We start from the raw sequence: 26,340 nt of genomic DNA on the forward strand, positions 1-26,340 counted from the left end.
CTCAGGCCGCGCGCCGCCCGGACAGGGCGCTGAAGTAGACGTCCTCCAGGTCCGGCGCCACCGGCTCGAACCCGTCCTCCGGCCGCGCGTCCGCGAGGACGTGGAGGCGCGTGCGGCCCGCGTGCAGCCGCTCGGAGAGCACCGGCAGCGAGGCGCGGTAGCCCGGCACCGCCGCCTTCTCCACCGTCTTGCGCCACACCCGCCCCTCCAGCCCGTCCACGAGCCGCTGGGGTTCGCCCTCGCACAGCACGCGCCCCTGGGACAGCACGGCCATGCGCGAGCACAACTGGCGCACGTCCTCCACGATGTGCGTCGACAGCAGGACGACGACCTGCTCGCCCACCTCGCTCAACAGGTTGTGGAAGCGCTGGCGCTCCTCCGGGTCCAGCCCTGCGGTGGGCTCGTCCACGACGAGCAGCCGCGGCGCGCCCAACAGCGCCTGGGCGATGCCGAAGCGCTGCCGCATCCCCCCGGAGAAGCCGCTCACCGCCTGCTTCCGGTGGGGATGGAGGTGGGTCTGGTGCAGCAGCGCGTCCACCTGCTCGCGGCGCGCGCGCGCGTCCGTCAGCCCCTTGAGCAGCGCCAGGTGGTCCAGCAGGTCCACGGCGGACACGCCCGGGTACACGCCGAAGTCCTGGGGCAGGTAGCCCAGGTGTCGGCGGTGGACCTGCGGGGAGGCCAGCACGTCGACGCCATCGAACGTCACCTGCCCCGCGTCCGGCGCCTGCAGCGTGGCGAGGATGCGCATGAGCGTGGACTTGCCGGCGCCGTTCGGCCCGAGCAGGCCGAACAGCCCCCGGTCGATGTTCAGGTCGATGCCCTGGAGGGCCTTCACCCCGTTGGGGTAGGTCTTCGAGACGCCAGCGATGTGGAGCACGGGGAGGCTACGCCCCTGCCTCGCCGCCGATTGCGCGCCTCAGTCGATGGCGCGGACGTTCGAGGCCTGCAGGCCCTTGGGGCCCTTCTGCACGTCGAACTCCACCTTCTGGCCATCCCGCAGGGTGCGGTGCCCCTCCGCCACGATGGCGGTGTGGTGGCAGAACACGTCTGGACCGCCGTCATCCTGGGCCAGGAACCCGAAGCCCTTCGAATCGTTGAACCACTTCACGGTACCCGTCGCCATACGCGGCTTCCTCCGTCGCGAGCCATCGTGGTCGCCTCAGGCCCGCATGCGCGGGCGTGGGCCCAGTGCCTAGCGTGGTCGGGGAACCCCTGTCGACGGCCTGCGCCCCGGACTATCCACGGGTGAGCGATTGCCCCGGGAAGGCCCGGATACGACGAGGCCCACCACGACGTCGACGTGGTGGGCCCAGACAACCCTCAGGGAAGCCCCGCTCAGTACTCAATCTGAGGCTGGGGGCCAGGGATGATGTCGGCGATGTCCGGGTCCACATCTCCCGGCTGGCGCTGGGGCTTTTCCGCCTTGGCCCGCTTGCGCTCCTCGCGCTTGGCGTCCTTCTCCTGCTGATGCTGCTTTCGCGCCTGCTCCTTCTGGCGCTTCGTCGACCTTCCTTGCATGTCGCCTCCCTCCTGAAAGCAAACGGCCCGGCCCCTGGACAGAGACCGGGCCACGGGCTGCTGGAGCGACCCGCTCAGCCGACCGGACGGACGTTCGACGCCTGCAGGCCCTTGGGGCCCTTCTGCACGTCGAACTCCACCTTCTGGCCCTCGGCCAGGGTCCGGAACCCGTCCGCCTGGATGGCGGTGTGGTGGCAGAACACGTCAGGGCCGCCATTGTCCTGCGCGATGAAGCCAAAGCCCTTCGCGTCGTTGAACCACTTCACGGTACCAGTCGCCATATGCGTCTTCTTTCTTCCGCGGCATGAGGCCGCCTCAGGTCCCAAACGCGGGACCAGGACAGCCTCTAACCTGACAAGGGGCCCCTGTCGATCACGAGGGCCTCAAAAATCCGCCCGACCCGCCTCCGGCGAAGAGAACTCCCAGGCCCGGCGAACAATTCTCGCCTCAATCTAACGGCAGTCTGGTCATGCCGCCGCCCCTCTGGCGACCTGTCCCGCTATCCAGGATCCTCCCGGAGCGCCTGCTCGGATGCCCTCCGGACGGACGGGCGGGGCCCCCCTGGGACTCGAATCCCGAGTACGACCCGGGGTGACGACGCGTGTGCGTCCCCCGGGGCCCCCCGGACGGGCCCCGGGTGTCCACCACTCAACCCCGGACCCGCCCCTCGGGGCGGCGGACGCGGCCTGGCGCGGCGCGCGACCCCGGGGCGGGCCCGGCGGTGACGGGGCGGGCCCGCCGCTCGAGCGACAGGGCCTCCAGGAGGCCTCGCTTGCCGCCGAAGTGGTAGCGCGGCGCCCCCCGGCCCACCCGGGCGCGGCGGGCGACGGCCTCCAGCGTCAGCGCCTCCAGCCCCTCCTCCTGGACGAGCCGCCGCGCCACGCGCAGCAGCCGCGCGCGCGTGCCCTCCGCGACGCGCGCGCACGGCGGCGCGACGATGAGGTCGAACCACGGCCACCCCAGCATCAGCATGACGTTCCCCCTTCCGGGACGTGGATGGGCCCACCCGCGCCGGATGCGCTCGCGCGCCGCGTCGGCCCTGTGACGGCCCGGTCCTACGTCGCTTGCCCGTGTTTCCAACAGTGATGGCTCGTGATTCCGGACATCACCGGGGAAAATCTCCATCCGAGGCCATTCCCAGCGATGGGGGGCCCATGGAAAGAAGCCACCGGTGAGCCCACCCCCGGCCTCCTCCCCGCGTCGACGGCGCGGACGCAAGCGCCCCTCCGTCATGGCGGCCACGTCCCTGGTGCTGGACCCGCGCGCGGGCGCGTCGCTCCAGGCGCAGTTGGCGGAGGCGCTGCGGTCGGCCATCACCGCGGGGCGGCTCGCGGCGGGCACGCGGCTGTTGTCGACGCGCGCGCTCGCCGAGCAGTTGGACCTGTCACGCAACACCGTGCTCAACGCGTACTCGCGGCTGCTGTCCGAGGGCTACCTGGTCGGACAGCTCGGCTCCGGCACGTACGTGGCGCGGGAGCTGCCGGAGCGGCTGCACACGACGCGGCGCGCGCGGCCTTCGCGCGCGAGCACGGCGCCGTCCACGCCGGACCTGTCCCGGCGCGCGCGCGCCCTCACCCAGTTGCCGGACCTGCGCATCGTCGCGCCGGGCATCGCCCCGAGCCAGATGGCCTTCCGCATGGGGACGCCCGCGGTGGACGCCTTCCCGAGCGACCTGTGGGGCCGGCTGCTGCACACGCGCTGGCGGCGCTCGTGGGGCGACCTGCTCGGCCGCGCCGAGCCCGCGGGCCATCCGCCCTTGCGGCGCGCGGTGGCGGACTACCTGGCCACCTCCCGTGGGGTGCGGTGCGTCCCGGAGCAGGTCCTCATCGTCAATGGCGCGCAGCAGGCGATGAGCCTCGCGGCGCAGGTGCTGCTCGACCCCGGCGAGCCCGCGTGGGTGGAGGACCCGGGCTACTTCGCCGGCCGGGGGGCGCTCGTCGCCGCGGGCGCCACGCTCGTGCCGGTGCCGGTGGACGCGCACGGGCTGGACGTGGAGGCCGGGATGCGGCTCGCGCCCGCCGCGCGGCTGGCCGTCGTCACGCCCGCGCACCAGTTCCCGCTCGGCGTGGCCATGGACGAGGCGCGGCGGCGGGCGCTCCTGGACTGGGCCACCCGGGCCAACGCGTGGATCGTCGAGGACGACTACGACAGCGAGTTCCACTACGTGGGCCGCCCACAGCAGGCGTTGCAGGGGTTCGCGCCGGACGCGCGCGTCATCTACATCGGCACCTTCAGCAAGGTGGTGTCCCCCGCGCTGCGGGTGGGCTACCTGGTGGTGCCCGAGCCGCTGGTGGAGGCCTTCACCGCCGCGCGCCGCTTCGCGGACGGGCACACGCCGGTGACGGAGCAGGCGGTGCTGGCGGACTTCATCACCGAGGGCCACTTCAGCCGCCACGTGCGCCGCATGCGCGTGCTGTACGGCCAGCGGCAGGAGCTGCTGCTGGACTGCGCCAGGCGCGAGCTCACCAGCCAGCTTGCGCTCTCGCCGCTGCACACCGGCATGCACCTGGTGGGCTGGCTGCCCGGCGGCGTGGACGACCGCGCCGCCGCCGAGCAGGCCGTGCGGGCGGGGGTGATGACGATGCCGCTGTCGTCCTTCCGGGTCCGGAGCACGGGCCAGGGCGCGCTGCTGCTGGGCTACGCCGGGGTGCCCGAGGCGCAGATTCGCGAGGGCGTGCGGCTGCTCGCGCGGGCCCTGCGCTGAGGCCCGTGGGAAGTGGCCCCGAGTGGCCCCAATCCCCGACGTGGAAGTGGCCCTCGCGCCCGCGGGCGGGCCCGGTTACTTCACGGGCCAGACGAGAGACCCCGCGGGCCTCCCGCGAAAGGACAGGACCATGGAATCGCAGCGCTTCGACGTCACGAAGGTCGCCCCCGGCATCTACTCCGCCCTGCTCGGCCTGGAGAAGTACCTGCACCAGTGCGGCCTGGAGGAGCGGCTGCTGCACCTCGTCAAGCTGCGCGCGTCGCAGCTCAACGGCTGCGCCTACTGCATCGACATGCACTGGAAGGACCTGCGCGCGCTGGGCGAGTCCGAGCAGCGGCTGTACGGCCTGGACGCATGGGAGGAGAGCCCCTACTACACGGACCGGGAGCGGGCGACCCTGGCGTGGACGGAGGCCGTCACGCGGCTGACGGAGGGCCACGTGTCCCAGGCCGTGTACCAGCAGGTGCGCCCCCACTTCACGGACAAGGAGCTGGCGGACCTGACGGCGGCCGTCGCCACCATCAACGCGTGGAACCGGATGGCCATCGCGGCGCGGGTGCTGCCGGGCACCTACCAGCCGCCCAAGGCCGCGCAGAAGGCGGGCTGAGGCGGAGTCGACGCGCCTCGCGCGGCGCACTAACGTCCCGCGCACCATGGCAGACACCCGTCAAAAGTCCGCCCCCGCGCGCTTCTCCGAACGGGAGGCGGCGGACATCATCCGCGAGGCCAGCACGCTCTCCCTGGCCGAGCGCGGCGCGGACCGCTCGCTCACGCGCGACGACCTGCTCGCCATGGCGAGGGAGATGGGCGTGAGCGAGGCCGCGATGAAGGACGCGCTGGCAGCCCGGGCCCGCAAGACGAAGTTCCGGCGGCAGACGCACCGCGCCCTGTTCGGGCTGGCCACCCATGGCCTGAGCTACACCATCGTCATGGGAGGCCTGACCCTCATCAACCTGACGACGGGGACGGAGTGGTGGGTGCAGTTCCCCGCCATCAGTTGGGGCATCGGGCTGGCCTTCCATGCCATGGGCACGCTGATGGGCGTGGCCAAACGCATGACGCTGCCCGAGGACCCGTAACCCCGCCGCGCTCAGCCCTCCGGCGGCCTGGGCGCGTCCGAGGCGAACAGCGCCTGGAGCAGGTCCATCAACCCGGGCCACGCCTCCGCGCCCAGCCACAGCCCCTCCGGGACGTGCTCGATGGCCATGATGAGCGAGGCCTGCTCGAAGTTCCGCGCGGACACGAGCCCCTCCGAGGGCAGGCGCCCCTCGACCTGGAGCACCTGGCCGTTCCACGTCAGGCCCGGAGGAAGCAGCCGCTCCGCCAGCGCGCGCAGCCCGGCCCGCCCCGCGCCCGCGCGCAGGACGCCCATCACCAGCGACGACGCCGCGCGAGACTCCTCCAGCTCCACCGCGCCCGGCGTGCGCAGCCACAGCCGGTAGCGCCCGGAGGACAGCTCCACGCGCTCCAGCGTCGTCTCCACGCGCACCTTCCAGCCCTTCACCGACAGGCGCACGTCATAGACGCCGTCGCGCGCGCTCCACTCGCGCAGCTCCAGGTGCTTCACGTTGCGCACCAGCTGGCGCACCACCGTCTCCACGCGCGAGTGGGACAGCCGCAGGCGCCGGCCGCCCACGTCCACCGCCACGTCTCCCGCGAGCGCGGTGGGCAACCGCCGGGCCCACTCCCGGGCGCCCTCCAAGAGCTTCATCGCCAGCGACTGACCCGACATCCACGTCCTCCGGAGCGCCCACCCGCCTCCCTCGGGGGCGGCGCGGCGCGCCCCGGAGCATGCCCCGGAATCGCCCCGCGCGGCGCTCGTCTCCCGGGGCTGGCGCGTGTCCGGCGCTCCGCTCAGGGGGCGAGCGGGGGGAAGCGACCCGCCTCCCAATCCGCCAGGCGCGCCCGGCCCTCGGCCACGCTGTCCACCACGAAGTTCCACCAGATGACGAGCGGCTCCGGCAGCGGCTCGCCGCCCAGCACCACCGCCCGGCCCCCGGAGGTGGAGTGCAGGGACACCACGCCGGCGCCCTCGTCGAGGTGGGCGAGCACGCCGCGCGCCACCGGGCTGCCCCCCACCGCCACCTCGCCGTCCGCCACGTACACCGCGAGCGCATGGGCCGGGGCCACGGGCAGCGCCACGGTGGCCCCGGCCTCCAGCTCCACGTCCAGGTACGTCAGGGGGTGGTAGGTGGGCACCGGCGACACGTGCTCCGCCAGGGCGCCGGCGATGACGCGCACCCGGGCGCCCTCGAACTGGCACAGGGGCAGGCGCGACGCGGGGATGTGCTCGAAGGCGGGGGCCACCTGGCGCGCGGCGCGGGGCAGGGCCACCCAGGTCTGGATGCCGTGCAGGGCCTGGGCGTCCGGGCCCGTGTGCACGTCCTCCGCGTGGACGATGCCGCGGCCCGCGGTCATCCAGTTCACGTCGCCGGGGCGGATGTCCTGGACGGAGCCCAGCGAGTCGCGGTGCCGGACGGCGCCGGAGAACAGGTACGTCACCGTCTGGAGGCCCACGTGGGGGTGGGGGGGCACGGACATCGTCTCGCGGACGGCCGGGGCCGGTCCGAAGTGGTCGCAGAAGACGAAGGGGCCCACCCGCCGCAGCTCCGCCCGGGGCAGCGCCCGGAGCACGTGCGAGTCCCCCACCAGGGCCGTGGCCTTCGCGGGCAGTTGGCGCACCACCTCCCGCTCCCCCGGCGCCACGCTCGCCGCCGCTGACACGTCCGTCCTCATCTGAAGTCGCTCCTCACCGCGCCCGGGGACCAGGCCCGGGCCACGCCATTATCCCCGGCGTACCACCCGAGGGGTAGGACGCCACGGGGAGCCGCCAGTGGATGCCAGGCGCCGGGGGACCGCATCACCCGTCGGGGGGAGGGATGGCGCGACGGGGCGCGCGGGGAATGCGGCGAGGGCAGGCGGGGGATGCTACGGTCCGGGCCCGTGGCCCTGTTCGACGGAACCGACGCGCGGGTAGACCGGTTGGAGCTGCCCTTCAACGAGTACGGCGTGGACCCGTACGGCATCTCCAAGCGGCACGTGAAGGAGGCGCTGCGCGTCTTCGCGCTCATCTACCGCCACTACTTCCGGGTGCGCTGTCACGGCGCGCACCACATCCCCGCCCGGGGCCGGGGGATGCTGGTGGGCAACCACTCCGGCGGCGTGGCCGTGGACGGCGCGATGGTGCTCACCTCCACGATGCTGGAGATGGACCCACCCCGGCTCGCGCAGGGCATGGTGGAGCGCTTCCTCCACCAGTTCCCCGTCTCCTCGCTGTGGGCCAGCCGCACCGGCCAGTTCACCGGCCTGCCCGAGCACGCGCGGCGGCTCCTGGAGGACGACCGGCTGCTGATGATCTTCCCGGAGGGCGCGCGCGGGACGGCGAAGCTCTACAACGAGCGCTACTCGCTGGTGGACTTCGGCACGGGGTTCGTGCGGCTGGCGCTGCAGACGCGCTCGCCCATCATCCCCTTCGCGTTCCTGGGGGGCGGCTCCGCCATCCCCACCGTGTTCAACGCCTACACGCTGGGCAAGCTGCTGGGCGTGCCGTACATCCCGCTGACGCCGTACCTGCTGCCGCTGCCGCTGCCGGTGCAGCTCGAAATCCACTACGGAGAGCCGCTCGTCTTCCGGGGGACCGGGGACGAGGAGGACCATGTCATCGAGGGCCATGTGGCGAAGGTGAAGGAGCGCATCGCGGGGCTCATCGAGGTGGGCCGGGCCCAACGCCATCAGCGGATGTCGCCCAGGAGGCTGCTGCCATGAGGGTGCTCATCCCGGGAATCGCCGGCGGCATCGCGCGCAAGCTGGCGCTGCGGCTGAAGAACGAGGGCCACGACGTCGCGGGCGTGGACATCCGCCCGTGGGAGAACGCGAAGGAGTCCGGCATCGAGGTCTTCCGGGGCGACGTGCGCAAGCGCGCCGCGGAGGACGTCTTCCGGCGCTGGCGCCCGGACGCGGTCATCCACATGGCCACGGTGACGGCCTTCACCGTGCCGGGCGCCGAGCGCGGCCGCATCAACCTGGACGGCACCAAGGCGGTGTTCGACCACTGCGCCACGCACGGCGTGAAGCAGGTGCTGTTCGTGGGGCGGCACACCTTCTACGGCGCCGCGCCGGACTCGCCGCTGTACCACTCCGAGGACGAGCCCCCGCGCGCGCTGGAGTCCATCCCCGAGCTGGCGGACCTGGTCGCCGCCGACCTCTACGCGGCCACCGCGCTGTGGCGACTGCCGGAGGTGACGACGGCGGTGCTGCGGCTGCCGTACACGCTGGGCGCGCCGGGCACGGGCACGCTGGCGTCCTTCCTCAAGGGCCGGCGCGTGCCGCTGGTGCTGGGCTACGACCCGCTGTTCCACGTGCTCCAGGAGGACGACGTGGTGACGGCGCTGTCGCTGGCGCTGGAGAAGAAGGTCCGGGGCATCTTCAACATCGCCGGGCCGCCGCCCATCCCGCTGTCCGTCATCGTCCGCGAGACGGGGCGCACGGGCGTGCCGCTGCCGTCCCAGGTGCTGTCCCTGCTCCTGGGCCGCGCGGGCTTCCCGCGGCTGTCCACCGGCGCGCTGGACCACCTGCGCTATCCCATCGTCGTGGACAACCGCCGCTTCTTGGAGGCCACCGGCTTCGAGTACCGGTACAGCGTCGCGGACACCCTGCGCATCTACCGCGAGGCCGCGCCCGTCCCCACGCAGGGGCTGTAGCCGCCCCCGAGGCCTCGTCCTCGCGACGCCAGCCACGTCCCAATGACTGGCGTCTCCCGTGCCCCAGCGGCGGTCCAGGCGGACCCAGCGGGTGCGCCCGTGTATGCCATTGAATGGTGGCCCCCGGGAGGCTTGCCAGTCCATGACGTGAAGGCGCAGGCTTCCACCCCAGCACGATGGGTCCCCAGCGGGTGACCCCTGGGGGAGCGCCGCGTGTCGTCGCCCGAGGACACAGCCTTGCTGGACGCGCTGGACCGGCACTCCCGGCGGCGCGCACAGGGCATCCCCACGCTCACCGTGCTCGTGGGTCCTTCGGAGCGCGCGCTCGGGCTCTGGACACAATGGGTGCAGCGCCAGGGGTTGCGCGTCGCCGTCGCGGAGGGTGATGAGCCCCGCGCCATGGTCCGGGCGTGGGCGACCGCGCTGTCCGCCGAGCGGGACCTCGCGGGCGACGCGGAGGCCTTCGTCCTCCAGACGCAGCCCGCGCGGATTCGGCGCACGCTCCACTTCCAGGGCAAGGGCACCCACGAGCGCCGCGTGCTGCTCGAAGGCCTGACGCCTCCCGCCGGGCAGACCTCCGCCTGGGAGCTGTGCCGTTACCTGCTGGAGCTGCCCGCCCCCACGCGCGACGGAGCGCTCACGGACGCGGTCGAGCACGCCATCATGCGAGACCCGCTGGAGGCACTCAGGGACCTGCTGACGGTGGTCCCGGACGGACGCGCGCCGGCCCTGCGCATCCCCGCTGACTTCCGCGCCTTGCGCGCCGTCGCGACGCTGGCCACCGCGGCACCACGACTCACCACCGTCTGCGTGCTCACGCCCCAGGCGCTCACGGAGCACCTGCGGCGCACCGAGTGCACGACGCTGGCGCTGCTGCGTGAGGGCCGGCTCGACGTCCCAGAGGAGCCCGCGTCGTCCAGCGCGCAGGCTCGCGCGGAGACGGTGAGTGTGGACGTCACGCTGAAGCGACTGCGCCAGGAGGGGACTCCGGCACCGCTGCTCACGCGCTACGAGAAGGCCGCGCGCGCCATCACCGGGGCCCAGGAGGAGTCGGACCAGCGGGCGCGCAGCGAGGCGGAGTCCTTCCTGTTCGACCTGCTCGAGCACCTCCCTGCGACGCGAGGGCACTTCCAACTGAACGGGGTGCTCGACCTGGGTGACGGCAGCCGCCCGCTGGAGGTGGACCTGCTGTGCCGCGAGCTGCGGCTCGCCATCGAGATCGACGGGTTCCACCACTTCCGTGAACCCGAGCGCTACCGCAGGGACCGGCGCAAGGACCTCGACCTCCAGCGCGCGGGCTACTGGGTGGCCCGCTTCCTCGCCGACGACGTCGTCGCGCGGCTGGAGGTCATTCGCGAGACGGTCGAATCGATGATTGCCGCCCGGCGACGTGAGGCCACCGGGCAGGAGACACCTCATGGACACCGCTGACGAGAGGCTGGCGGGGCTCGCCCTGTCATGGCTGCTGACCCGTGGTCCCCAGGGCGACTCACGCGTGGAGCTGGAGGCCGCGCTGCGTCCGCTCGTGGAGCACCGCCTGTCCCGCGCCGAATGGAAGACACGCGCGCAAGGGCTCGTGGACGCGCTGTTGGCCGAAGGACTCGTGGAGGCGCGAGGCCGCAGCCGGCTGGCGCTCACCGAGGAGGGGCGCGCGCGGGTGCAGGCGTTCCTCCAGGTGGAGCAACTGCCACGCAGCCTCACGTGGAAGAAGCTCAAGGCCACCCACCTGCTGGCCCGGGGCCTGGGACTGCCGCCCAGCCGTGCCGTGCTCACCCGCCTCTCGAAGGCAGACGGGGTGCGCACCGCCGTGCTCCGACGGCAGCATCCGGACGTCGGTACGGACGAGCTGAGCCTGGCGCAGCTGAGGGACCGGCTCCTGTGGCGCCAGTTGGGCGTGGAGACGGAGCGCCCCTTCTCGCTCTCGGCGGTGCAGGCGCACCTGCTCGGCCAGTTGCTGGAGGCAGACGTCAAGGACCCCCGTCGAGGCCTGGAGCAGTGGGTGGCCCGCGCGGCGGGCTCCACGCGCGTCGACGCCGAGGCGGTCCGCCAGACGTTGCTGCGAGGCTGGCTGCTGCCTGAAGCGACCTCCGCTCCCGTCGAAGAGCGGGCAGCACCCACGGCCCCCCGAACCCGCCCGCCGCCGGCCCGGGTGTCCGTGGAGGACTTCGCCGAGCATGTCCTCGACGTCGCCCGCGCCCTGCCCACGGGCCGCTTCGGTCACGACAAGGTGTTCATCTCCCACGTGTGGCGCGCACTCCAACCGGAGTGGCCCCACCGTGAGGCGTTCGACGCCGCGCTGCTGGAGGCCAATCGGACCCGACACCTGTCGCTGACCCGCGCGGACCTCGTGTCGGCCATGGACCCGACCGACGTGGCCGAATCCGAGGTCCGCTCCTTCGGCGCCAGCTTCCACTTCGTCGTCGTCTGACCCCCTGCCCCAGGAATCACCATGTCCACGGACGCGCGACTGTCGGTCTTCCTCGACGATGACGGCGAGGTGTTCAGCGGGGTGCAGCAGGGGCAATACCTCTGGCAACCGGACCCCTTCGACGTCGAGACGCTCAACGCCCCCGCGCGGCGGGCCTTCCACCGCCTGCTGACGCGCGCCTCCGCCGCCACGCCACCGGGCTCGGGCAAGCTGCTGCTCCTGCTCGGCGAGTCGGGCAGCGGCAAGACGCACCTGGTGCGCGCCTTCCGCAATCACGCGCATGGCCAGCGGAAGGGGTTCGTCGGCTACATGCCGATGACGGTCGATGAGTCCAACTACGACCGGTACGTCCTGAACAACCTCATCACGTCCCTGGAACAGCCCTACGACCTGTCCGTGGACGACGACAGCGGGCTGATGCGGCTGTCGGACGCGCTCATGGAGCACTGCCGGAGCGCCTTCGCTCCCCTCATCCCCGACGAGAAGGTGCTGGAGGAGGACGAACTGCACGGGACCATCCACTCGGTGGCGGACGAACTGCTCGCCGACCCCCGCTTCCGCAGCGTGGAGGTGGACCTCCTGCGAGCCCTGCTCTACCTCCAGCGCAAGGACCCGCGCATCAACCGACAGGTCTTCCACTGGCTGCGCTGCGAGGAGCGCTCCGCCAGTGACCGGAAGCTGATTGGCGACCTGGTCCCACGCAGGGGGGACGACGCGCACAGCCGGATGGTCGAGCAGCTCGGCCGGGTGATGGATGCCCTCGGGCATGCGCTGGTGGTGTGCGTCGACCAGGTCGAGGACCTCAGTGACTTCGAGCAGCGCCCGCAGATGGAGACGTCCTTCCGTCGGGCGATGGCCAGCCTCATCTCCATCACCAACAAGGTGCGTCGCGCGGTGGTGGTCGTCTGCTGCCTCTCTGACTACTGGGTGAAGATGCGGCCCCAGTTGCTGCTGCCGATGATCGACCGCATCGAGAACGACCCGGAGCCCGTGACGCTGGAGCGCACGGTGACCGCGGACATCGCCCGGGACATCGCGGTCCGGCGGCTGCGTGCCCTCTACGAGCCTCGCGGCGCGACCTTCGACCCCGCGGACCCGACGTATCCCTTCCCCACCGCGGGCTTCGAGGCCCTGAGCGGACAGCGTCCCCGAGACGTCCTGAACACCTGTCGTCGCTATCGGGACCGGGCCATCCAGGACCAGCGCCTGCCCGCGGAGTTCCCGCTGCCCGAGGCCCACCCCATTCAGGGGAAGACACCTCCCGTGCGGCCCCCGGTCCTCGAGGACGTCGAGCAGGAGTGGACGAACTTCCGCGCCCGCTTCAGCCCCATCCTCCCCGAGGAACCCGCGGACATCACCGCCTTGCTGGCATGGGCCGTCGAGGTCAGCGGTGATGAACTGGGCGGCACGCAGCGATTCACGGCGAAGAAGCGGGACGACGAAGTCCTGGACGTGGGCATCCAACCCCAGGGAGAGAAGCTCGTCGTCGCGCTCTGCGAGATGGACCCGCGTGGCGGAGGGCTCGCTCGACAGCTGCAGCGCGCCATCAAGGCCGCGGCGGGGAGCACGCCCGTCATCATCCGGACGTCCGAGTTCCCCGCCACCACGGGCACCAAGGTCGCCGAGCAGATTGCGCTGCTCTTCAAGAAAGGCGGGCGTCGGGTGGTGGTCGGCGACAGCGAGCTGCGCGACCTGGTCACCCTGCGCGAGTTCCGGACCCTCAACGAGGGCAAGCCGTCCTTCCGGGAGTGGAGTCAGACGCTCCGCCCCGTGTCGCGGATGAAGGCCGTGGGAGACATGCTCGGCCTTCACCTCCGCTCCGGTGCCACCCCCTCCGCGCCCCGATTGCCTCCGCCCGCGCCAGTTCCCGTCGCCAAACCGACGGGCCGCGCCTCCACGAGTCAGTCCACCCTCTTCAACGATGCACAGGTCTCCGTTCCGAACTCGGGGAAGAAGACCTCGAAGACGACGCCATCCCATCGGGATGGCGCGACCTCCTCGACGACGACACGAGGAACGACCTCCGCTGGGCTGTCACAGCCCTCCGCCGGAGCGACCGACGCCGGTGAATTCCGTCTCACCGCCGTGAGTGCCATCCTCACGTCTTCGCACTCGGACAAGCCCGCCTCTCGTCCTGGGGGCTTCGAGCCCCAGGGCGTGGCCTCGAACGGCACATCACCTCCGTCGGCGTCGCCCACCGGGCATCCGGGGCTACCGCGTGACGGTTCTCCCCCATCAGCCTCGCCGCGCGGGGGCCCCGCGGCCCATCGAGCCGGCATGCCGCCCCCGAGCACCGAGGAGCTCGCGATGGATGGGCTCCGGTTCGACGACGTGACGGGCGCCGAGCTGCTTCCGCTCGAGCGCGGCGCGAACAGGGAGAGCGACGCCAAGGTCCCTGGACTCAGGCCACGCGTCCCCACACCTCCGAAGGTCACACCTGTCCCGCGCGCGGCCCTCACCGGGCCGGTGCGCCTGGGCGTCACCGAGGGCATCCGCTCGCAGCCCGTGTTCGTGGAGCCACTCGAGCTGACGCGTCACAGCGCGTTCCTGGGGGGCTCGGGCAGTGGCAAGACGACGCTCGCGCTCAACATGCTGGAGCAGCTCCTGCTGCGCGGCATCCCCGTCATCCTCGTGGACCGCAAGGGCGACCTCGCCGCCTACGCTCGCGCCGAGGCCTGGGACGAGCCGCTGGAGGACGCCGCTCTGCTCGAACGCAGGCGGCTGCTCAAGGAGCGTGTCGACGTCGCGCTCTACACGCCCGGGCGCTCGGACGGCAGACCGCTGGCGATTCCCGTCGTCCCCCATGGCCTCGAGGCGCTGCCGGTCGAGGAGCAGGAACAGGGCGTCCAGCAGGCGGCGGACGCCATCGCGGGCATGCTCGACTACAAGAGCAGCCCCAACGACAAGGCCGCGCGAGCCCTGTTGGCCCAGGCGCTCCGGCTCCTCGTGCAACAACCGTTGGACCGAGAGCTGACGCTGGAGGTGGTCCAGCAGTTCGTCGCGTCCCAGGACCCCGCGCTCATCCAGGAAGCCGGCGGCCTGTCGGCGAAGACCTACGACAAGCTCGCCATGGACCTGGAGGTGCTGCGCCTCAACCTGCGCTCGCTCCTGAGTTCAGGTGGGGAGCGCCTGGACCTGGACGAGCTGCTCGGACGTGGCGCGAGCGCCGTCCCCGGCCGCACGCGCCTCAGCATCATCAGCACCAAGTTCCTGGGCGACAACAACCGCATCCTCTTCTGGGTGTCCCAGTTGCTGCTGGAGACCCATCGCTGGGCGAGCCAACACCCGTCCAGCCAGCTCCAGGCCGTGTTGCTGTTCGACGAGGCCGACGTCTATCTCCCCGCGACGAGCAAGCCGGCCACGAAGGAGCCCATGGAGAGCTTGCTCAAGCGGGCGCGCTCGGCGGGTGTGGGAATCATGCTCGCCACCCAGAGCCCCGGGGACCTGGACTACAAGTGCCGGGAGAACGTGCTGACGTGGAGCGTGGGCAAGATCAAGGAGGACAACGCTCTCAAGAAGCTTCGCCCGCTGTTCTCCGATGCCCGGGTGGACGCGGACGCGAGACTCCCCTCCCAGAAGCAGGGCCAGTTCCACGTGCTGCGCGACGGCAAGGTGGAGCAGCTCAAGGCCGACCGTTCGGTCATCCGCACCGCGCAGCTCTCCGAGGATGAAATCCTGCGACTCGCTCGGGCCGCCCGTCCCCCGAAGCCAGGGGGAGCCCGCTGACTTGCCGGCCCCGCCTCGCGAGGCTTCCTGCTAGGAAGCGCCCGGAATGAGTTCCCGGACGCTTCCTGCCCTGCCCGACCGCGCGCGCTTCGAGGCCCTCGTGGCCCAGGGCCACAATCAGGTGCCGGTCATCCGGAGGCGGGAAGCCGGGGCGCTGCGCCCCGTGGACCTGTTGCGAGCCCTCCCCGAGGGACACCGCTTCCTCCTGGAGAGCACCCGTGTCAGCGAGGAGGGACGCTACTCGTTCGTGGGCACGCGTCCCTTCCTCCGCTTCTCGGCCAAGGGCGCGCAGTGCTTCATCGACGGACAGCGGCAGGACGGCGCGCCGCTGGAGGTCCTGGGGGGACTGCTCCAGCGCTGGAAGGGCGTGAGCCTCCCGGGTCTGCCCCGCTTCCTCGGCGGCGCGGTGGGCTTCTTCGCCTACGAGGCCAACCACTACTTCGAGTCCCTCCCCCGCCACCCACGCGACGACCTGCGCCTGCCGGACATCGCCCTCTCCTTCGTGGACACGTTCCTCGCCGTCGACCACCTCGCGGGGGACCTGCTCCTCGTGGCCACGGGCTCGGACTGGGACGACTGCTCGCGCCGCCTCGACACGCTGGAGTCCTGGCTCCAGCACGCGCGACCCTCTTCTCCGCCCAGCGCGCCGGACCCGCACGCACCGCTCGCGTCGTGGCGCTCCAACTTCACGCAGGACGCCTACCTCGCGGCGGTGGAGCGCGTGCGCGAGTACATCCGCGCGGGTGACACCTACCAGGTCAACCTCTCGCAGCGCCTGGAGGTGGACTTCACCGGCGACCCGCTCGCGCTCTACGAGACGCTCTCCGCCACCAGCCCCGTCCACTTCGCCAGCTATCTCGAGGGCGACGGCTTCCAGGTGGTCAGCGCCTCTCCGGAGCGGCTGGTCCGCGTGGAGGACGGCCTCGCCATCACCCGCCCCATCGCCGGCACGCGGCGCAGGGGTTCCCCCGAGGAGGATGCCCGCTTCGTCCAGGAGCTGCGCACCAGCGAGAAGGAGCGCGCCGAGCACGCCATGCTCGTGGACCTGGAGCGCAACGACCTGGGCCGCGTCTGCGACTACGGCACCGTCGAGGTGCGCAAGCTGATGGAGATCGTCGAGTACGCCCACGTCCTGCACATCGAATCCGAAGTGACGGGGCGGCTCGCCGAGGGCGTGGGGCCGCTCGACGTGGTGGCCGCGCTCTTCCCCGGAGGCACCATCACCGGCGTCCCCAAGATTCGCACCATGCAGCTCATCACCGGGCTCGAGCCCCAGACGCGCGGGCTCTACACGGGCTCGCTCGGCTACCTCGCGTTCTCCGGAGACCTGGACCTGAACATCGTCATCCGCACGCTGCTGGTGAAGGACGGTCGGGCCTACGTCCAGGTCGGCGGCGGCATCGTCCACGACTCGCAGCCGCGCCAGGAATACAAGGAGACGCTCAACAAGGCACGCTCGCAGCTCCTCGCGCTGGCCTCCCACGGGGGGCGCACGTGATCCTCCTCATCGACAACTTCGACTCGTTCACCTTCAACCTCGTCCAGGCGCTCGGAGCCCAGGGCGCGAGGCCGCGCGTCGTGCGCAACGACGCGCTCACGGTGGCGGACATCGAGGCGCTGCGTCCCGAGCGCATCGTCATCTCCCCGGGCCCCGGCACACCGGACGACGCGGGCATCTCGCTCGAGGTCATCCGCGCGTTCGGAGGACGGGTGCCGCTGCTCGGCGTGTGCCTGGGCCATCAGTGCCTGGGACAGGTCTTCGGAGCGAGGGTGGTGCGCGCGCCCGTCCCCGTGCACGGCAAGACGGCGGAGGTGGAGCACACGGGCCAGGGCGTCTTCCAGGGTCTTCCACGCCCCTTCATCGCCGCGCGCTATCACTCGCTGGTGGTGGCGCGGGAGGGGCTGCCGGAGTGCCTGGAGGTGACGGCCTGGCACGAAGGGCTCATCATGGGCATGCGCCACCGGGAGCTGCCCGGACTGGAAGGCGTCCAGTTCCATCCCGAGTCGTTCCTCACGACCCACGGGCCCCGACTGCTCGGCAACTTCCTGGGCACACGACGTTAGGCGGACGGAGGCGGCGATGTTCTCCACGGTGGCGGTCAATGGCGAGGTGACGCGCTGGGAGGCGCTGCACCTGAGCGACTTCGCCCAGGGCTACTTCTTCGGCGCGGGCTTCTTCACCACCTTCCGCGTCGAGGCGGGCAGGCCCCTCTTCCTCGGCCGGCACCTCCGGCGACTCGCCCGGAGCCTCGCGGTCTTCTCGAAGTCGGTGCGCGCGCCGCCCGCCGAGCACCTCCGCGAGGCCTCCGTCCGGGAGACGCTGCGCATGTGCCTGGAGGCGGACGCCGCGCTGGGCCCCGGCTTCACGGGCGTCGGCAAGCTGGCCGCGAGCGACGGTCAGCTCCTGCTCACCTTCCGGGACCTCCCGCCCGACACGGAGCGCCTCCAGCGCGAGGGGCGCGTCATCGACATGGTGATTCCGGGCGCCTACCGCCGTGGAGACTCCCTGCCCAACCACAAGGGCCTGTCCTACTTCCGCCAGTACAGCCTGATGGCCGACCTGCCCCTGCTGGGCAACGAAGCCGGGCAGGCCTGTGAGCTGCCCACCGCCAACATCTTCGTCCTCATGGGCGACGTGCTCGCCACGCCGCCGCTGGGCGCGCCCTGCCTGCCCGGCATCGTCCGGGAGCTGCTCCTCGAGGAAGGCCACCTCGACGGAGTCCCCGTCGTGGAGCAGGACCTCCGACTCACGGACCTGGTGGATGCCCGCGCCTGCGTCTTCACCAACTCCGCCGCGGTGGCCACGGGCGTGACGCGGCTGCTGGGGCGCGACCTGCCCGACAGCCTGTCACTTGCGGTCCGGGTCCGTGAGCACATCAAGGCCATGGCATCACGCGAGGAGTGAGGCAGATTCGCACGCCATGAGCCGCTCCCTCGTCGCCGTGCACCGCTGGGCCGGAGGCCCAGACACCGATTTCTACCCCTGGCTCTCGAGTCAGGTGCTCGAGGCCCCCGCGCTCTTCGACGAAGTCCGCACCCTGGAGATGCCCGAGCCGGGCTCGCCCACCATCGAGCGTTGGGTGCCCGCGCTCGCGAGCGCCGTGGGCCCCGTCCCCGCGCCCTCCACCGTCTTCCTCGGACACAGCGTGGGCTGCCAGACCATCCTCCGGTACCTCGCCTCGCTGCCCGAGGGACACCGCGTGGAAGGCGCCCTGCTCGTGGCGGCCTGGTTCGAGGTAGACCAGCGCTGGGGCGCCGTGGATCCCTGGCTCGACACGCCCATCGACTTCGCGCGGGCGCGCGCGGCGCTGGGCCGATGCGTCGTGGTCATCTCCGACAGCGACCCCTTCACCTCCGACTGGCGACGCAACACCCAGCTCTGGGAGGAGCGCATGGGCGCGGAGGTCGTCGTCGTCCCCGGCGGCCGGCACTTCAACAACCCGCGCGAGCCCGCCATCCTGGAGACGCTGCGCACCCGCTTCGGCCGTCCGTCGCCGGGCTGAGCGCGTCACTCCGACCTGAACCCCAGTCCCTCCTGGACCTCCTCGGCGCGCAGCTCCCGCCACGCGCCCTCGACCACGTCCAGCGCGACGCCGCCCACCGACTCCCGGTGCAGCTCACGCACCGGGTGGCCCACCGCCGCCAGCATCCGCTTCACCTGGTGGTGACGCCCCTCCGTCAACGTCAGCTCCACCACGTCCGGAGCGCGGAGCGTGGCCCCCGCGGGACGCGTGGGCCCATCCTCCAGCGCCAGCCCATCACGCAGCCGCTGGAGCGCGACCTCCCCGGGCCGTCCCGCCACGCGCGCCACGTAGCGCTTGGTCAGGTGCGTCTTTGGTGCCGTGCCGTGCCGCACCACCCGCTCGTCGTTGGTGAACAGCAGCAGCCCCGTGGTGTCGCGGTCCAGGCGCCCCACCGCGAGCCACTCGTACCCGAGCAGCACCTCCGGGAGCACCGCGCGGAGCCGCTCGAACACCGTGCCCACCCCCTCCGGGTCCGAGCCGTGCACCACCGGGCCGGAGGGCTTGTGGAACATCAACACCCGCGTGGCCAGGGACAGCTCTCGCACACGGCCATCCACCTTCACCTGACTTCCGGTGTGCACGGGGGCGAAGGGTTCCCGCTCCACCCGACCGTCCAGCTCGACGCGCCCCTCGCGAATCGCGACCTCCGCGTCGGCGCGAGGCAGCACGCCCGCGCGCCCCAGCGCCCGCGACAGCCAGTCCGCGCGTCCGTCCGGTGAAGGCGCCTCGCCGCCCCGGCGCCTCGCGGCCTCCAACCAGCGGGGCGTCTTGTGTCCTCGCGCCATCCTCTCGCCTCCTCGCTCCAGTCCGAACCAGCCCGACATCCCATGTCTACCTTGGGGAACCAACGAGCACGTGTGGCTCCAGGCAGGCGGACGTCACGGTGGCGCCATTTGACTCCACCCGGCCCGCTCTGCCATTGCGCCGTCGTGGCCGTCCCCCCCGAAATCGCCGCCTCGCTGTCCCCGCATCCGCCGCTCCCGGGTCCCGCCGTTGCCTTCGCGCTGCGCCTGGGGGAGGCGCTGCACCGCTATGGGACTCCCGCGCACCGCCTCGAGGGGCTGATGCAGCGCGTGTCCGAGCGGCTGGGCCTGGAGGGGCGCTTCTTCTCCACGCCCACGTCGCTGTTCGCGTCGTTCGGGCCGCCCGAGTCGCTGCGCACATGCCTCATCCGCGTGGAGCCCGGGGACATGGACCTGGAGCGGCTGACGCTCCTGGACATCCTCGCGGACGACGTCATCCACGCGCGCCTCACGCCCGAGGAGGGCGCGCTGCGCGTGGAGGCCATCCTCGCGCGTCCGCCGCGGTTCGGCCCCACGCTCCAGGTGGTGTGCTGGGCGCTGGCGGGGGCCGCGGGGGCGCGGCTGTTCGGCGGTGGCCTGCGGGAGATGGCGGTGGCCATGGTGAGCAGCCTGCTCATCGGCATGCTCAGCGAGCTGACGCAGCGCCAGCCCACCACGGCGCGCGTGCTGGAGCCGGTGGCGGCCATCCTCTCCTCCGCGCTGGCGGTGCTGGCCACGAGCGTCGTGGGGCCCTTGCAGGTGCAGGTCGCCACGCTGGCGGGGCTCATCGTCCTGCTCCCCGGCCTGACGCTGACGGTGGCGCTCAACGAGCTGGCCACCCGCAACCTCATCTCCGGCACCTCGCGCCTCACCGGCGCGGCCGTGGTCTTCCTCCAGTTGGGCTTCGGCGTGGCGCTGGGCAGTCGGCTCTCGGTGGTGCTGCCGCCGCCCGCCATCCTCCCGCCCCCCGAGCCGCTCCCCGCCTGGACGCAGGGCCTGGCGCTGGCCATCGCGGGGCTGGCCATCGGCGTGTTGTTCCGCGCGCGTCCGCGCGACTGGGGTTGGATTGCCGCCGCGGGGACGTTCGCCTTCACGGGCGCGCGCTATGGCTCCGAGCTGCTGGGGCCACAACTGGGGGCCTTCGTGGGGGCGCTCCTCCTGGGCATCGGCGGCAACGTGCTCGCGCGGCTGCGCAACAAGCCCTCCGTCACCGTCGTCGTGCCGGGGCTGATGCTGCTGGTGCCCGGCAGCGTGGGCTTCCGCAGCCTGTCGTCCCTGCTGGAGCGGGACGTGGTGGCCGGGGTGGACACGGCCTTCAACATGCTGATGGTGGCCGTGGCGCTGGTGGCGGGCCTCCTGTCCGCCAACGCCCTCGTGCCGCCGCGCAAGGTGCTCTGACTCAGCCCTGGCGGGTGAAGTAGAGGGCCGCCAGCGCGAGCAGGAAGTACGGGACGAGGCCGCCCGCGCCCGCGTAGTCCTTGGCCATGCGCTGGCCGAAGAACAGGCACACCAGCGACACCGCGGACAGGAGCGCGCCGAGGAAGGCCAGAAACGCGGAGCCCGTGAAGACGAGCGCCACGACACCCGCGGCGCTCGACGCGCCCGAGGACAGCTCCAGCAGGGTGATGACGCCGAGCATCAGCGGCACCACGCCCCGCAGGGGGCTCTTGGCGAAGTGGCCGGTGAGCCAGCCGAGGTTGCCCTTCCAGTCCACCACCTTGTCCAGCCCGGACTGGAGGAAGAGGATGGCGAGGAAGGCGGCACAGAGCGCCTGGAGCAGCCACACCGTGAACTGGGTCGATTCGAATGCCGGCATGGCGCGGCACTCTAGCCGCCCGGCGCCCGGGCCCAAGTCTTCTGCGTCGGAGGGCAGGCGGCCGAGCCGGGGGGCCGTCCCCCCCTTCCCTCCCACGGAACCGACCCTAGCTTCACGGGCATGGCTTCCGAGCAGACCGCCCGCCGGGTGTTCACGGGCCTCATCCTGCTGTCCATCGTCCTGCTGGCCCTGGTCATCCAGCCCTTCGCCAAGGGCTTCTTCCTGGCGGCGGTGCTGGCGGGGGTCCTCCACGGCCTGCACGAGCGGCTGACGCGCAAGCTGCGCGGCCGCAAGAACGTGTCGGCCGGGCTCATCTGCGCCGCCGTCATCCTGGCGCTGCTGGTGCCGGTGGGTGGCCTCACCGCGTTCGTCGTGGCGGAGGTGTCCGCGGGCGCGCAGTTCGTGACGAAGACGGTGCAGCAGGAGGGCGTGGAGGGCCTGGTGCAGAAGCTGCCGGGGCCGGTGCGCGACGGCGCCGAGCGCCTCATGGCGCGACTGCCCGTGGAGGAGGTCCACCTGGACGAGACGCTCCAGCAGCAGGTGAGCAGCCAGGGCGGGACGGCGGCGCGCGCGGTGACGGGGGCGGTGGCGGCCACCGGCTCCATCGCCTTCCAGACGGTGATGATGCTCATCGCCCTGTTCTTCTTCCTCACGGACGGCCGCGAGCTGGTGCACTGGCTGGAGAGCGTGTCGCCGCTGCGGCCGGGCGAGACGCTGGAGATCATGCGCGAGTTCCGCGGCGTGTCCGGCGCGGTGCTCGCGTCCTCGCTGGCCACCGCCGGGGTCCAGGCGCTCGCGGCGCTCATCGGCTTCCTCATCGTCCAGGTGCCCGCGCCGCTGTTCTTCGCGGGGGTCGCCTTCTTCATGGCGCTCATCCCCGCGGTGGGCGCGGCCATCGTCGTGCTGGTGGCCGCCGCGCTGATGTTCTTCAGCGGTCATCCCTGGGCCGCGCTGTTCCTCGCCGTCTGGGGCACCGTGGTGGTGGGGCTGGTGGACAACATCGTCAAGCCGCTGCTCGCCAAGCGCGGCATGCACCAGCACGGCGCCATCGTCTTCTTCGCGCTCCTGGGCGGCCTCGCGGCGTTCGGGACGGTGGGCCTCCTGCTCGGCCCGCTCATCGTCGCCTTCTTCCTGGCCCTGGTGCGCATCTACGAGCGCGACTACGGCCGCGACCACCCGCCTCCGGAGAGCCCGGCCACGCCCGGCCCGGAGACAGCGCCCGACGGGCCCGGCGCGTCGCTGGCGCGCGAGGGACCACCCTCCCGGCTCTCCGGGCCCGACGAGCGTCACTGACGACCGCGCGCCCCGGACACCGGCCAGGATGCCGGAGCCCGGGACACGCGGAGGACCTCAGAACGCCGCGCCGCTGGTGCGCTTGCCCGGCGAGGTGGACAGGCTGGACAGGCTGGTGTGCAGCACGAAGGACGCGCCGGCGGAGAGGTCCGGGCTGCGGTTCGCGGAGACACCGTCCGTGCCCGACACGGCGGAGGACAGCGTGGCGGTGTCCACCACCGTGCCCGACGCGTTCTTCACCGTCACCGTGTCACCGCTGTTGCCCAGGCTGAGGGTGCCCGTGGACGCCGCCACCGCGCCCGGGGTGCCGGAGGGGATGCCCGACGCGCCGCCGAACACCACCACCACGCCACCCGCGGCCACCGTCGTCCCGGAGGGGAAGGTGTGCCGCACGCTCGTCGAGTCGGACACCGTCCATCCGCCGATGTTCACCGCCGCCGAGCCCGTGTTCACCAGCTCCACGAACTCGCCGTTGACGTCGGAGCCCAGCTCGTTCACCAGCACCTCGTTGATGAGCAGCGTGCCGGTGCCGCCCCCCCCGGAGGAGGTGATGGTGAAGGCCGCGTCGCTGGTGTCGGTGGTGCTGGCGTTGGCCGTGTCCGTCACGCGCACGCGCGCGGCGGTGCTCGTGGTGGACGGCAGCGTCCACGACAGGCCGCCCGCGGAGGCGGACACGCTGGAGGACAGCGTCGTCCAGGTGCTGCCGTCGAGCGTGTACTCCACCTTCACGGTGGAGATGCCGGAGGCCGTCCAGGTGATGGTCCGCGCGCTGCCCGCCGTCCAGCTCTCGCCGCCGTTGGGCGAGGTCACCGTCACGCTGGACGACACCGTGTCACCGGGGATGAGGAAGTCCTTGATGATGGCCATGTGCTGCATGCCGGAGGCGCCGCTGTCGGCGGCCAGCGCCGGGGACAGCTCGGAGATGGGCGAGTACACCCGCGTGTCCGCGACCAGGCCGTTGGCGAACGAGCTGCCGCCGATGACCACCGCCGTCTGGTAGGGGCGCAGGTCGCCGTCCACGAGGACGTGGTCGTACGGCGAGCTGCGGCCCGCGTTGGTGTTGGTGTTGCCGTTGCGGTCCGCCGGGTACGGGCTGGCCGTCGACACCACCTGGGAGAACGTGCTGAACGCCGCCTCGCTGCGGCTGCCGGTGTTGAAGTCACCGCCGATGACCAGATAGTCGGACGCGGGGACCTTGGACTGGATGAAGCCGACCAGGCTCGTGGCCTCCGCGTTGCGCGTGCTCGCGTTGGACGTCAGCAGGTGCACGCTCACCGCCCATAGGTCCTTGGGGCCCGGGATGTCGATGCGCGCCCACGCGAAGTCGCGGTTGGAGACCTGGGGGTCGTCCCACTCGCCCGACTCGAGGATGGGATAGCGGCTGATGATGCCGTTGGGAATCTGCGCGCCGGACTCCCGGTAGTAGGAGAAGCCCGTGCCGAACGCGGTGTCGACGAAGCTGCGGATGTCCGCCGCGGAGTCCGTCTTGTAGTTGAACTCCTGGATCATCACGATGTCGGGCGCGGTGCCCTGGAAGATGCGGATGCCGTGGCCCGGGTCATAGTCCTGCCCCGTTCCACTGGAGAGGTTGGCCGCCATCAGCCGGAGGCGGACGTTGGCGAGCGAGTCCTCGCGCTCGACCAGCCCGGAGGATTCCGCGGCGGGGTCGACGCCCCCACACGCGGTGAGCACGAAGGCGAGCGCGGCCGCCCAGGGGCGCCACGACGATACGGCACTCGATGAGACCACGGTGTTTCGCACGATGTCCGGTCCTGCTCCCGGGAGGGGAGCCGTTGAGGGTCGGAGACGACTGCTGAACGAGTGGCCCCAGGCAGCCGCTGCCCGGAGCCACGCCCTCAACTTAGCTGGCGAATGCAGTCACGCGGCGCGTGAAACACGATTGAAACAGACTTCGCGCTACGGAGAGAGGGCCGCGGCGGTGGACATCGCGACGAAGACGTAGCGCAGGCCCTTGCCCAGCGTGACGAACACGACGAACGGCAGGGGCCTGACGCCCACCACGCCGCCGGCGATGACGAACGCGTCACCCACGATGGGCAGCCACGACATCAACAGCGCCGGCGCGCCCCACGTGCGGAGTCGGGCCTCGACGCGCGCCATGCGGGGCCCCTCGCTCTCGCGGCGCCGCGCGTACCACCGTCCCAACGCGCCACCGCCCCCACGCGCCACCCACTGCCCCAGCACGTAGAGCGAGAGCGCGCCCAGGACGTTGCCCACCGTGGCCACGCCCGTGGCGACCAGGGGCGACGCGCCCCCATAGATGAGCGCCGCCAGCAGGGCCTCGGACGGCACGGGCACCACCGACCCCGCGAGCACCGCGACCAGGAAGAGGCCTGGGAGACCCCAGGCGGCGAGAAGGGAGGCGTCGGGCATGGAGAGGTGGGCAAAAGGAGCCACGTCAGTGTGCCACGACCACATCCCGGACCCGAGCGATTCCCACCGGGCCCCGCCACCCCGGTCCGTCCGGGGCCGGGCGGGCATCCACGGGCCTCCCGCCCGCGTCCGGGAGGTGCTTCGTCCGCACGTTTTGCGCCCCTCCCCATCCCCGCGCACGAAATGCAGCCATCCGCGGAGCGTGTCGCTCGGGTCACGAGGGAGCGAGGGCGACGGCGCACGCCTTGCTATGGGCAGGGGGTGTCACCCCCCACGCGTGAAGGACCTCCGAGACATGAGCAGCAGCGGCCACACTCCCGTACCGGGCCTCAGCAACGACCTCCGAATCGTCCCGGTGGAGATCGCACCCGAGACGTTCTGGGTGGGAAAGCGGGAGCCCGGAAACATCTTCTACGCCAATCCCTATCTCCGGCGCTTCCGCGGCACGGACGCGAAGACGCAGCGCGCGTCGGAGTTCAATCTCCTCATCGACCCGGGCTCCAGCAGCGACTTCTCCACCATCCACACGAAGGTGACGTCGCTCATCGGGGGAATGGAGCGACTGTCGGCCCTCTTCATCAACCACCAGGACCCGGACGTGGGTTCGTCCGCGAGCATCATCTCCGCGCGGTACGCGCCGCGCGCGGGCATCCTGTGCTCGGAGGACACCTGGCGGCTCATCGTCCACCAGAACCTGCCGCGCCACCGCTTCATCCCCACGGAGAAGTTCGCGCAGGGGCTCAGCGTCCCCACCGGCCACAAGCTCCTGCCGGTGCCCTCGCCCTTCTGCCACTTCCGCGGCGCGGTGATGCTCTACGACCCGCAGACCCGCGTGCTCTTCACCGGAGACCTCTTCGGTGGCCTCACCGACGCCAACGCCAAGGGCCTGTGGGCGGACGAGTCGGACTGGGCGGGCATCCGCGCCTTCCATCAAATCTACATGCCGGTGAACGCCGCGCTGTCCCGGACGGTGGCCGCCATCCGCAAGCTCACCCCCGCGGTCGAAATCATCGCGCCCCAGCATGGCCGCGTCATCCGGGGCCCGCTCGTGCAGCAGTTCCTGGAGCGGATGGAGCGGCTCCAGGTGGGCCTGGACATCATGGACGAGGCGCAGGACCGCACCCACCTGCAGGCGTGGAACGCCGTGCTGGACCGGGTGATCGCGCTGGCGCGTGGCTACCTGGGTGAATCGGCGGACGTGAAGCTGGGCTCGAGCACGGAGCTGCCGGACACGGCGACGTTCGAGGGCACCCGGCTGGTCGTGAACAAGATGGGCAAGTGGACCGTGGAGCACGTGGTAGACCTGCTGTGCAAGGGAGAGCCCCCCGAAATCGCGGGGCCCATCATGGTGGAGGCCACCAGCGCCGCCGCCGAATACAACCTGCCCACGCCGCACCTGGACATCGAAGGCGCGGGAGCGCCGTCGCACATCTCGCTGCTGGACCCGTGACGCAC

Annotated in this window: 26 protein-coding genes; 15 read left to right on the forward strand and 11 right to left on the reverse strand. The window is 71.9% G+C overall.

Translation table 11 applies throughout. The features are described from left to right. Position 1 precedes the first annotated feature (1 nt). The 5 genes from LZ198_RS04085 to LZ198_RS04105 form a co-directional block, all read right to left on the reverse strand. Positions 2 to 877: an ABC transporter ATP-binding protein gene (locus LZ198_RS04085; RefSeq protein WP_253970536.1), complete on the reverse strand. Its 876-nt coding sequence runs from the start codon at positions 875 to 877 to the stop codon at positions 2 to 4. 39 nt (positions 878 to 916) lie between these two features. Further along, complete coding sequence (locus tag LZ198_RS04090) at positions 917 to 1,123, reverse strand: cold-shock protein (protein ID WP_253970537.1); 207 nt, start codon at positions 1,121 to 1,123, stop codon at positions 917 to 919. A 212-nt stretch (positions 1,124 to 1,335) separates the two neighbouring features. Then, a complete protein-coding gene (locus LZ198_RS04095; protein ID WP_234066801.1) occupies positions 1,336 to 1,518 on the reverse strand; it encodes a hypothetical protein in 183 nt (60 codons plus the stop codon). Positions 1,519 to 1,592: 74 nt separating this feature from the next. Next, entirely contained in the window at positions 1,593 to 1,799 is a 207-nt protein-coding gene (locus LZ198_RS04100) for a cold-shock protein (protein WP_234066800.1), read from the reverse strand. 367 nt (positions 1,800 to 2,166) lie between these two features. Next, positions 2,167 to 2,490, reverse strand: a complete 324-nt coding sequence (locus tag LZ198_RS04105; RefSeq protein WP_253970538.1) for a helix-turn-helix domain-containing protein — start codon at positions 2,488 to 2,490, stop codon at positions 2,167 to 2,169. A 259-nt stretch (positions 2,491 to 2,749) separates the two neighbouring features. Between LZ198_RS04105 and pdxR the strand changes: the two genes are divergently transcribed. From pdxR to LZ198_RS04120, 3 genes are all read left to right on the forward strand, one after another. Continuing rightward, the gene (gene pdxR / locus LZ198_RS04110; protein ID WP_253970539.1) at positions 2,750 to 4,222 is read left to right on the forward strand and encodes a MocR-like pyridoxine biosynthesis transcription factor PdxR; all 1,473 of its coding nucleotides are present in this window, start codon (positions 2,750 to 2,752) and stop codon (positions 4,220 to 4,222) included. A gap of 130 nt (positions 4,223 to 4,352) precedes the next feature. Further along, complete coding sequence (locus LZ198_RS04115; protein ID WP_253970540.1) at positions 4,353 to 4,829, forward strand: carboxymuconolactone decarboxylase family protein; 477 nt, start codon at positions 4,353 to 4,355, stop codon at positions 4,827 to 4,829. 46 nt (positions 4,830 to 4,875) lie between these two features. Beyond that, entirely contained in the window at positions 4,876 to 5,301 is a 426-nt protein-coding gene (locus LZ198_RS04120) for a 2TM domain-containing protein (protein WP_253970541.1), read from the forward strand. 11 nt (positions 5,302 to 5,312) lie between these two features. Here LZ198_RS04120 and LZ198_RS04125 read toward each other — a convergent pair whose 3' ends face one another. Together LZ198_RS04125 and LZ198_RS04130 are read right to left on the reverse strand one after the other, a co-directional pair. Further along, entirely contained in the window at positions 5,313 to 5,954 is a 642-nt protein-coding gene (locus tag LZ198_RS04125; RefSeq protein WP_253970542.1) for a hypothetical protein, read from the reverse strand. 122 nt (positions 5,955 to 6,076) lie between these two features. Further along, positions 6,077 to 6,958 (reverse strand): pirin family protein, encoded by an 882-nt coding sequence (locus LZ198_RS04130; protein ID WP_253970543.1) that lies wholly within the window; start codon positions 6,956 to 6,958, stop codon positions 6,077 to 6,079. Between the two features lie 189 nt (positions 6,959 to 7,147). Between LZ198_RS04130 and LZ198_RS04135 the strand changes: the two genes are divergently transcribed. From LZ198_RS04135 to LZ198_RS04175, 9 genes are all read left to right on the forward strand, one after another. Then, complete coding sequence (locus LZ198_RS04135; RefSeq protein WP_253970544.1) at positions 7,148 to 7,987, forward strand: 1-acyl-sn-glycerol-3-phosphate acyltransferase; 840 nt, start codon at positions 7,148 to 7,150, stop codon at positions 7,985 to 7,987. Next, positions 7,984 to 8,922 carry an SDR family oxidoreductase gene (locus LZ198_RS04140; protein WP_253970545.1) on the forward strand — a complete coding sequence of 313 codons (939 nt, stop codon included), beginning with the start codon at positions 7,984 to 7,986 and terminating at the stop codon, positions 8,920 to 8,922. Before LZ198_RS04135 ends, LZ198_RS04140 begins: the two co-directional genes overlap by 4 nt. A 213-nt stretch (positions 8,923 to 9,135) precedes the next feature. Beyond that, complete coding sequence (locus LZ198_RS04145; RefSeq protein ID WP_253970546.1) at positions 9,136 to 10,353, forward strand: endonuclease domain-containing protein; 1,218 nt, start codon at positions 9,136 to 9,138, stop codon at positions 10,351 to 10,353. Next, the gene (locus tag LZ198_RS04150) at positions 10,340 to 11,350 is read left to right on the forward strand and encodes a hypothetical protein (protein WP_253970547.1); all 1,011 of its coding nucleotides are present in this window, start codon (positions 10,340 to 10,342) and stop codon (positions 11,348 to 11,350) included. The genes LZ198_RS04145 and LZ198_RS04150 overlap by 14 nt, the downstream gene beginning before the upstream one ends. Before the next feature lie 21 nt (positions 11,351 to 11,371). Further along, positions 11,372 to 15,076 (forward strand): ATP-binding protein, encoded by a 3,705-nt coding sequence (locus tag LZ198_RS04155; RefSeq protein WP_253970548.1) that lies wholly within the window; start codon positions 11,372 to 11,374, stop codon positions 15,074 to 15,076. Positions 15,077 to 15,122: 46 nt separating this feature from the next. Beyond that, positions 15,123 to 16,574, forward strand: coding sequence for an anthranilate synthase component I family protein (locus LZ198_RS04160; protein WP_253970549.1), 1,452 nt, complete (start codon positions 15,123 to 15,125; stop codon positions 16,572 to 16,574). Beyond that, positions 16,571 to 17,140, forward strand: coding sequence for an anthranilate synthase component II (locus LZ198_RS04165; protein ID WP_253970550.1), 570 nt, complete (start codon positions 16,571 to 16,573; stop codon positions 17,138 to 17,140). Before LZ198_RS04160 ends, LZ198_RS04165 begins: the two co-directional genes overlap by 4 nt. Positions 17,141 to 17,156: 16 nt before the next feature. Then, positions 17,157 to 17,981: an aminotransferase class IV gene (locus LZ198_RS04170; protein WP_253970551.1), complete on the forward strand. Its 825-nt coding sequence runs from the start codon at positions 17,157 to 17,159 to the stop codon at positions 17,979 to 17,981. 16 nt (positions 17,982 to 17,997) lie between these two features. Next, the gene (locus tag LZ198_RS04175; protein ID WP_253970552.1) at positions 17,998 to 18,579 is read left to right on the forward strand and encodes an RBBP9/YdeN family alpha/beta hydrolase; all 582 of its coding nucleotides are present in this window, start codon (positions 17,998 to 18,000) and stop codon (positions 18,577 to 18,579) included. Between the two features lie 5 nt (positions 18,580 to 18,584). Here the strand turns inward: LZ198_RS04175 and LZ198_RS04180 are convergent, their stop codons facing one another. After that, positions 18,585 to 19,385, reverse strand: coding sequence for a pseudouridine synthase (locus tag LZ198_RS04180; RefSeq protein ID WP_253970553.1), 801 nt, complete (start codon positions 19,383 to 19,385; stop codon positions 18,585 to 18,587). A 144-nt stretch (positions 19,386 to 19,529) separates the two neighbouring features. Here LZ198_RS04180 and LZ198_RS04185 point away from each other — a divergent pair, with 144 nt between their 5' ends. After that, the gene (locus LZ198_RS04185; protein WP_253970554.1) at positions 19,530 to 20,780 is read left to right on the forward strand and encodes a threonine/serine exporter family protein; all 1,251 of its coding nucleotides are present in this window, start codon (positions 19,530 to 19,532) and stop codon (positions 20,778 to 20,780) included. A 1-nt stretch (position 20,781) separates the two neighbouring features. On the opposite strand, the gene LZ198_RS04190 is transcribed toward LZ198_RS04185, so the two are convergent. Next, the gene (locus LZ198_RS04190; RefSeq protein WP_253970555.1) at positions 20,782 to 21,198 is read right to left on the reverse strand and encodes a DoxX family protein; all 417 of its coding nucleotides are present in this window, start codon (positions 21,196 to 21,198) and stop codon (positions 20,782 to 20,784) included. A gap of 120 nt (positions 21,199 to 21,318) precedes the next feature. On the opposite strand from LZ198_RS04190, the gene LZ198_RS04195 reads away from it, so the two are divergent. Continuing rightward, positions 21,319 to 22,491 carry an AI-2E family transporter gene (locus tag LZ198_RS04195; RefSeq protein WP_253970556.1) on the forward strand — a complete coding sequence of 391 codons (1,173 nt, stop codon included), beginning with the start codon at positions 21,319 to 21,321 and terminating at the stop codon, positions 22,489 to 22,491. A 57-nt stretch (positions 22,492 to 22,548) separates the two neighbouring features. On the opposite strand, the gene LZ198_RS04200 is transcribed toward LZ198_RS04195, so the two are convergent. Continuing rightward, positions 22,549 to 24,252 (reverse strand): lamin tail domain-containing protein, encoded by a 1,704-nt coding sequence (locus tag LZ198_RS04200; protein ID WP_253970557.1) that lies wholly within the window; start codon positions 24,250 to 24,252, stop codon positions 22,549 to 22,551. A gap of 156 nt (positions 24,253 to 24,408) precedes the next feature. Further along, positions 24,409 to 24,885 carry a YqaA family protein gene (locus LZ198_RS04205; RefSeq protein WP_253970711.1) on the reverse strand — a complete coding sequence of 159 codons (477 nt, stop codon included), beginning with the start codon at positions 24,883 to 24,885 and terminating at the stop codon, positions 24,409 to 24,411. A 295-nt stretch (positions 24,886 to 25,180) separates the two neighbouring features. Here LZ198_RS04205 and LZ198_RS04210 point away from each other — a divergent pair, with 295 nt between their 5' ends. Beyond that, on the forward strand, positions 25,181 to 26,335 hold the full coding sequence (locus LZ198_RS04210; RefSeq protein ID WP_253970558.1) for an oxygen-binding di-iron domain-containing protein: 1,155 nt from the start codon (positions 25,181 to 25,183) through the stop codon (positions 26,333 to 26,335). Positions 26,336 to 26,340: the final 5 nt, after the last annotated feature.

Origin of the sequence: Myxococcus dinghuensis, assembly GCF_024198235.1 — a bacterium.
In the GTDB taxonomy this organism is placed as follows: domain Bacteria; phylum Myxococcota; class Myxococcia; order Myxococcales; family Myxococcaceae; genus Myxococcus; species Myxococcus dinghuensis.

Bases quoted from the DNA above. Each gene is read 5' to 3' on its own strand.
- LZ198_RS04115 (WP_253970540.1), top strand. From the start codon at position 4,353: ATGGAATCGCAGCGCTTCGACGTCACGAAGGTCGCCCCCGGCATCTAC.
- LZ198_RS04190 (WP_253970555.1), bottom strand. From the start codon at position 21,198: ATGCCGGCATTCGAATCGACCCAGTTCACGGTGTGGCTGCTCCAGGCG.
- LZ198_RS04090 (WP_253970537.1), bottom strand. From the start codon at position 1,123: ATGGCGACGGGTACCGTGAAGTGGTTCAACGATTCGAAGGGCTTCGGG.
- LZ198_RS04205 (WP_253970711.1), bottom strand. From the start codon at position 24,885: ATGCCCGACGCCTCCCTTCTCGCCGCCTGGGGTCTCCCAGGCCTCTTC.
- pdxR (WP_253970539.1), top strand. From the start codon at position 2,750: ATGGCGGCCACGTCCCTGGTGCTGGACCCGCGCGCGGGCGCGTCGCTC.
- LZ198_RS04105 (WP_253970538.1), bottom strand. From the start codon at position 2,490: ATGCTGATGCTGGGGTGGCCGTGGTTCGACCTCATCGTCGCGCCGCCG.
- LZ198_RS04100 (WP_234066800.1), bottom strand. From the start codon at position 1,799: ATGGCGACTGGTACCGTGAAGTGGTTCAACGACGCGAAGGGCTTTGGC.
- LZ198_RS04180 (WP_253970553.1), bottom strand. From the start codon at position 19,385: ATGGCGCGAGGACACAAGACGCCCCGCTGGTTGGAGGCCGCGAGGCGC.
- LZ198_RS04195 (WP_253970556.1), top strand. From the start codon at position 21,319: ATGGCTTCCGAGCAGACCGCCCGCCGGGTGTTCACGGGCCTCATCCTG.
- LZ198_RS04175 (WP_253970552.1), top strand. From the start codon at position 17,998: ATGAGCCGCTCCCTCGTCGCCGTGCACCGCTGGGCCGGAGGCCCAGAC.
- LZ198_RS04135 (WP_253970544.1), top strand. From the start codon at position 7,148: ATGCTACGGTCCGGGCCCGTGGCCCTGTTCGACGGAACCGACGCGCGG.
- LZ198_RS04210 (WP_253970558.1), top strand. From the start codon at position 25,181: ATGAGCAGCAGCGGCCACACTCCCGTACCGGGCCTCAGCAACGACCTC.
- LZ198_RS04095 (WP_234066801.1), bottom strand. From the start codon at position 1,518: ATGCAAGGAAGGTCGACGAAGCGCCAGAAGGAGCAGGCGCGAAAGCAG.
- LZ198_RS04160 (WP_253970549.1), top strand. From the start codon at position 15,123: ATGAGTTCCCGGACGCTTCCTGCCCTGCCCGACCGCGCGCGCTTCGAG.
- LZ198_RS04130 (WP_253970543.1), bottom strand. From the start codon at position 6,958: ATGAGGACGGACGTGTCAGCGGCGGCGAGCGTGGCGCCGGGGGAGCGG.
- LZ198_RS04120 (WP_253970541.1), top strand. From the start codon at position 4,876: ATGGCAGACACCCGTCAAAAGTCCGCCCCCGCGCGCTTCTCCGAACGG.
- LZ198_RS04140 (WP_253970545.1), top strand. From the start codon at position 7,984: ATGAGGGTGCTCATCCCGGGAATCGCCGGCGGCATCGCGCGCAAGCTG.
- LZ198_RS04125 (WP_253970542.1), bottom strand. From the start codon at position 5,954: ATGTCGGGTCAGTCGCTGGCGATGAAGCTCTTGGAGGGCGCCCGGGAG.
- LZ198_RS04170 (WP_253970551.1), top strand. From the start codon at position 17,157: ATGTTCTCCACGGTGGCGGTCAATGGCGAGGTGACGCGCTGGGAGGCG.
- LZ198_RS04155 (WP_253970548.1), top strand. From the start codon at position 11,372: ATGTCCACGGACGCGCGACTGTCGGTCTTCCTCGACGATGACGGCGAG.
- LZ198_RS04150 (WP_253970547.1), top strand. From the start codon at position 10,340: ATGGACACCGCTGACGAGAGGCTGGCGGGGCTCGCCCTGTCATGGCTG.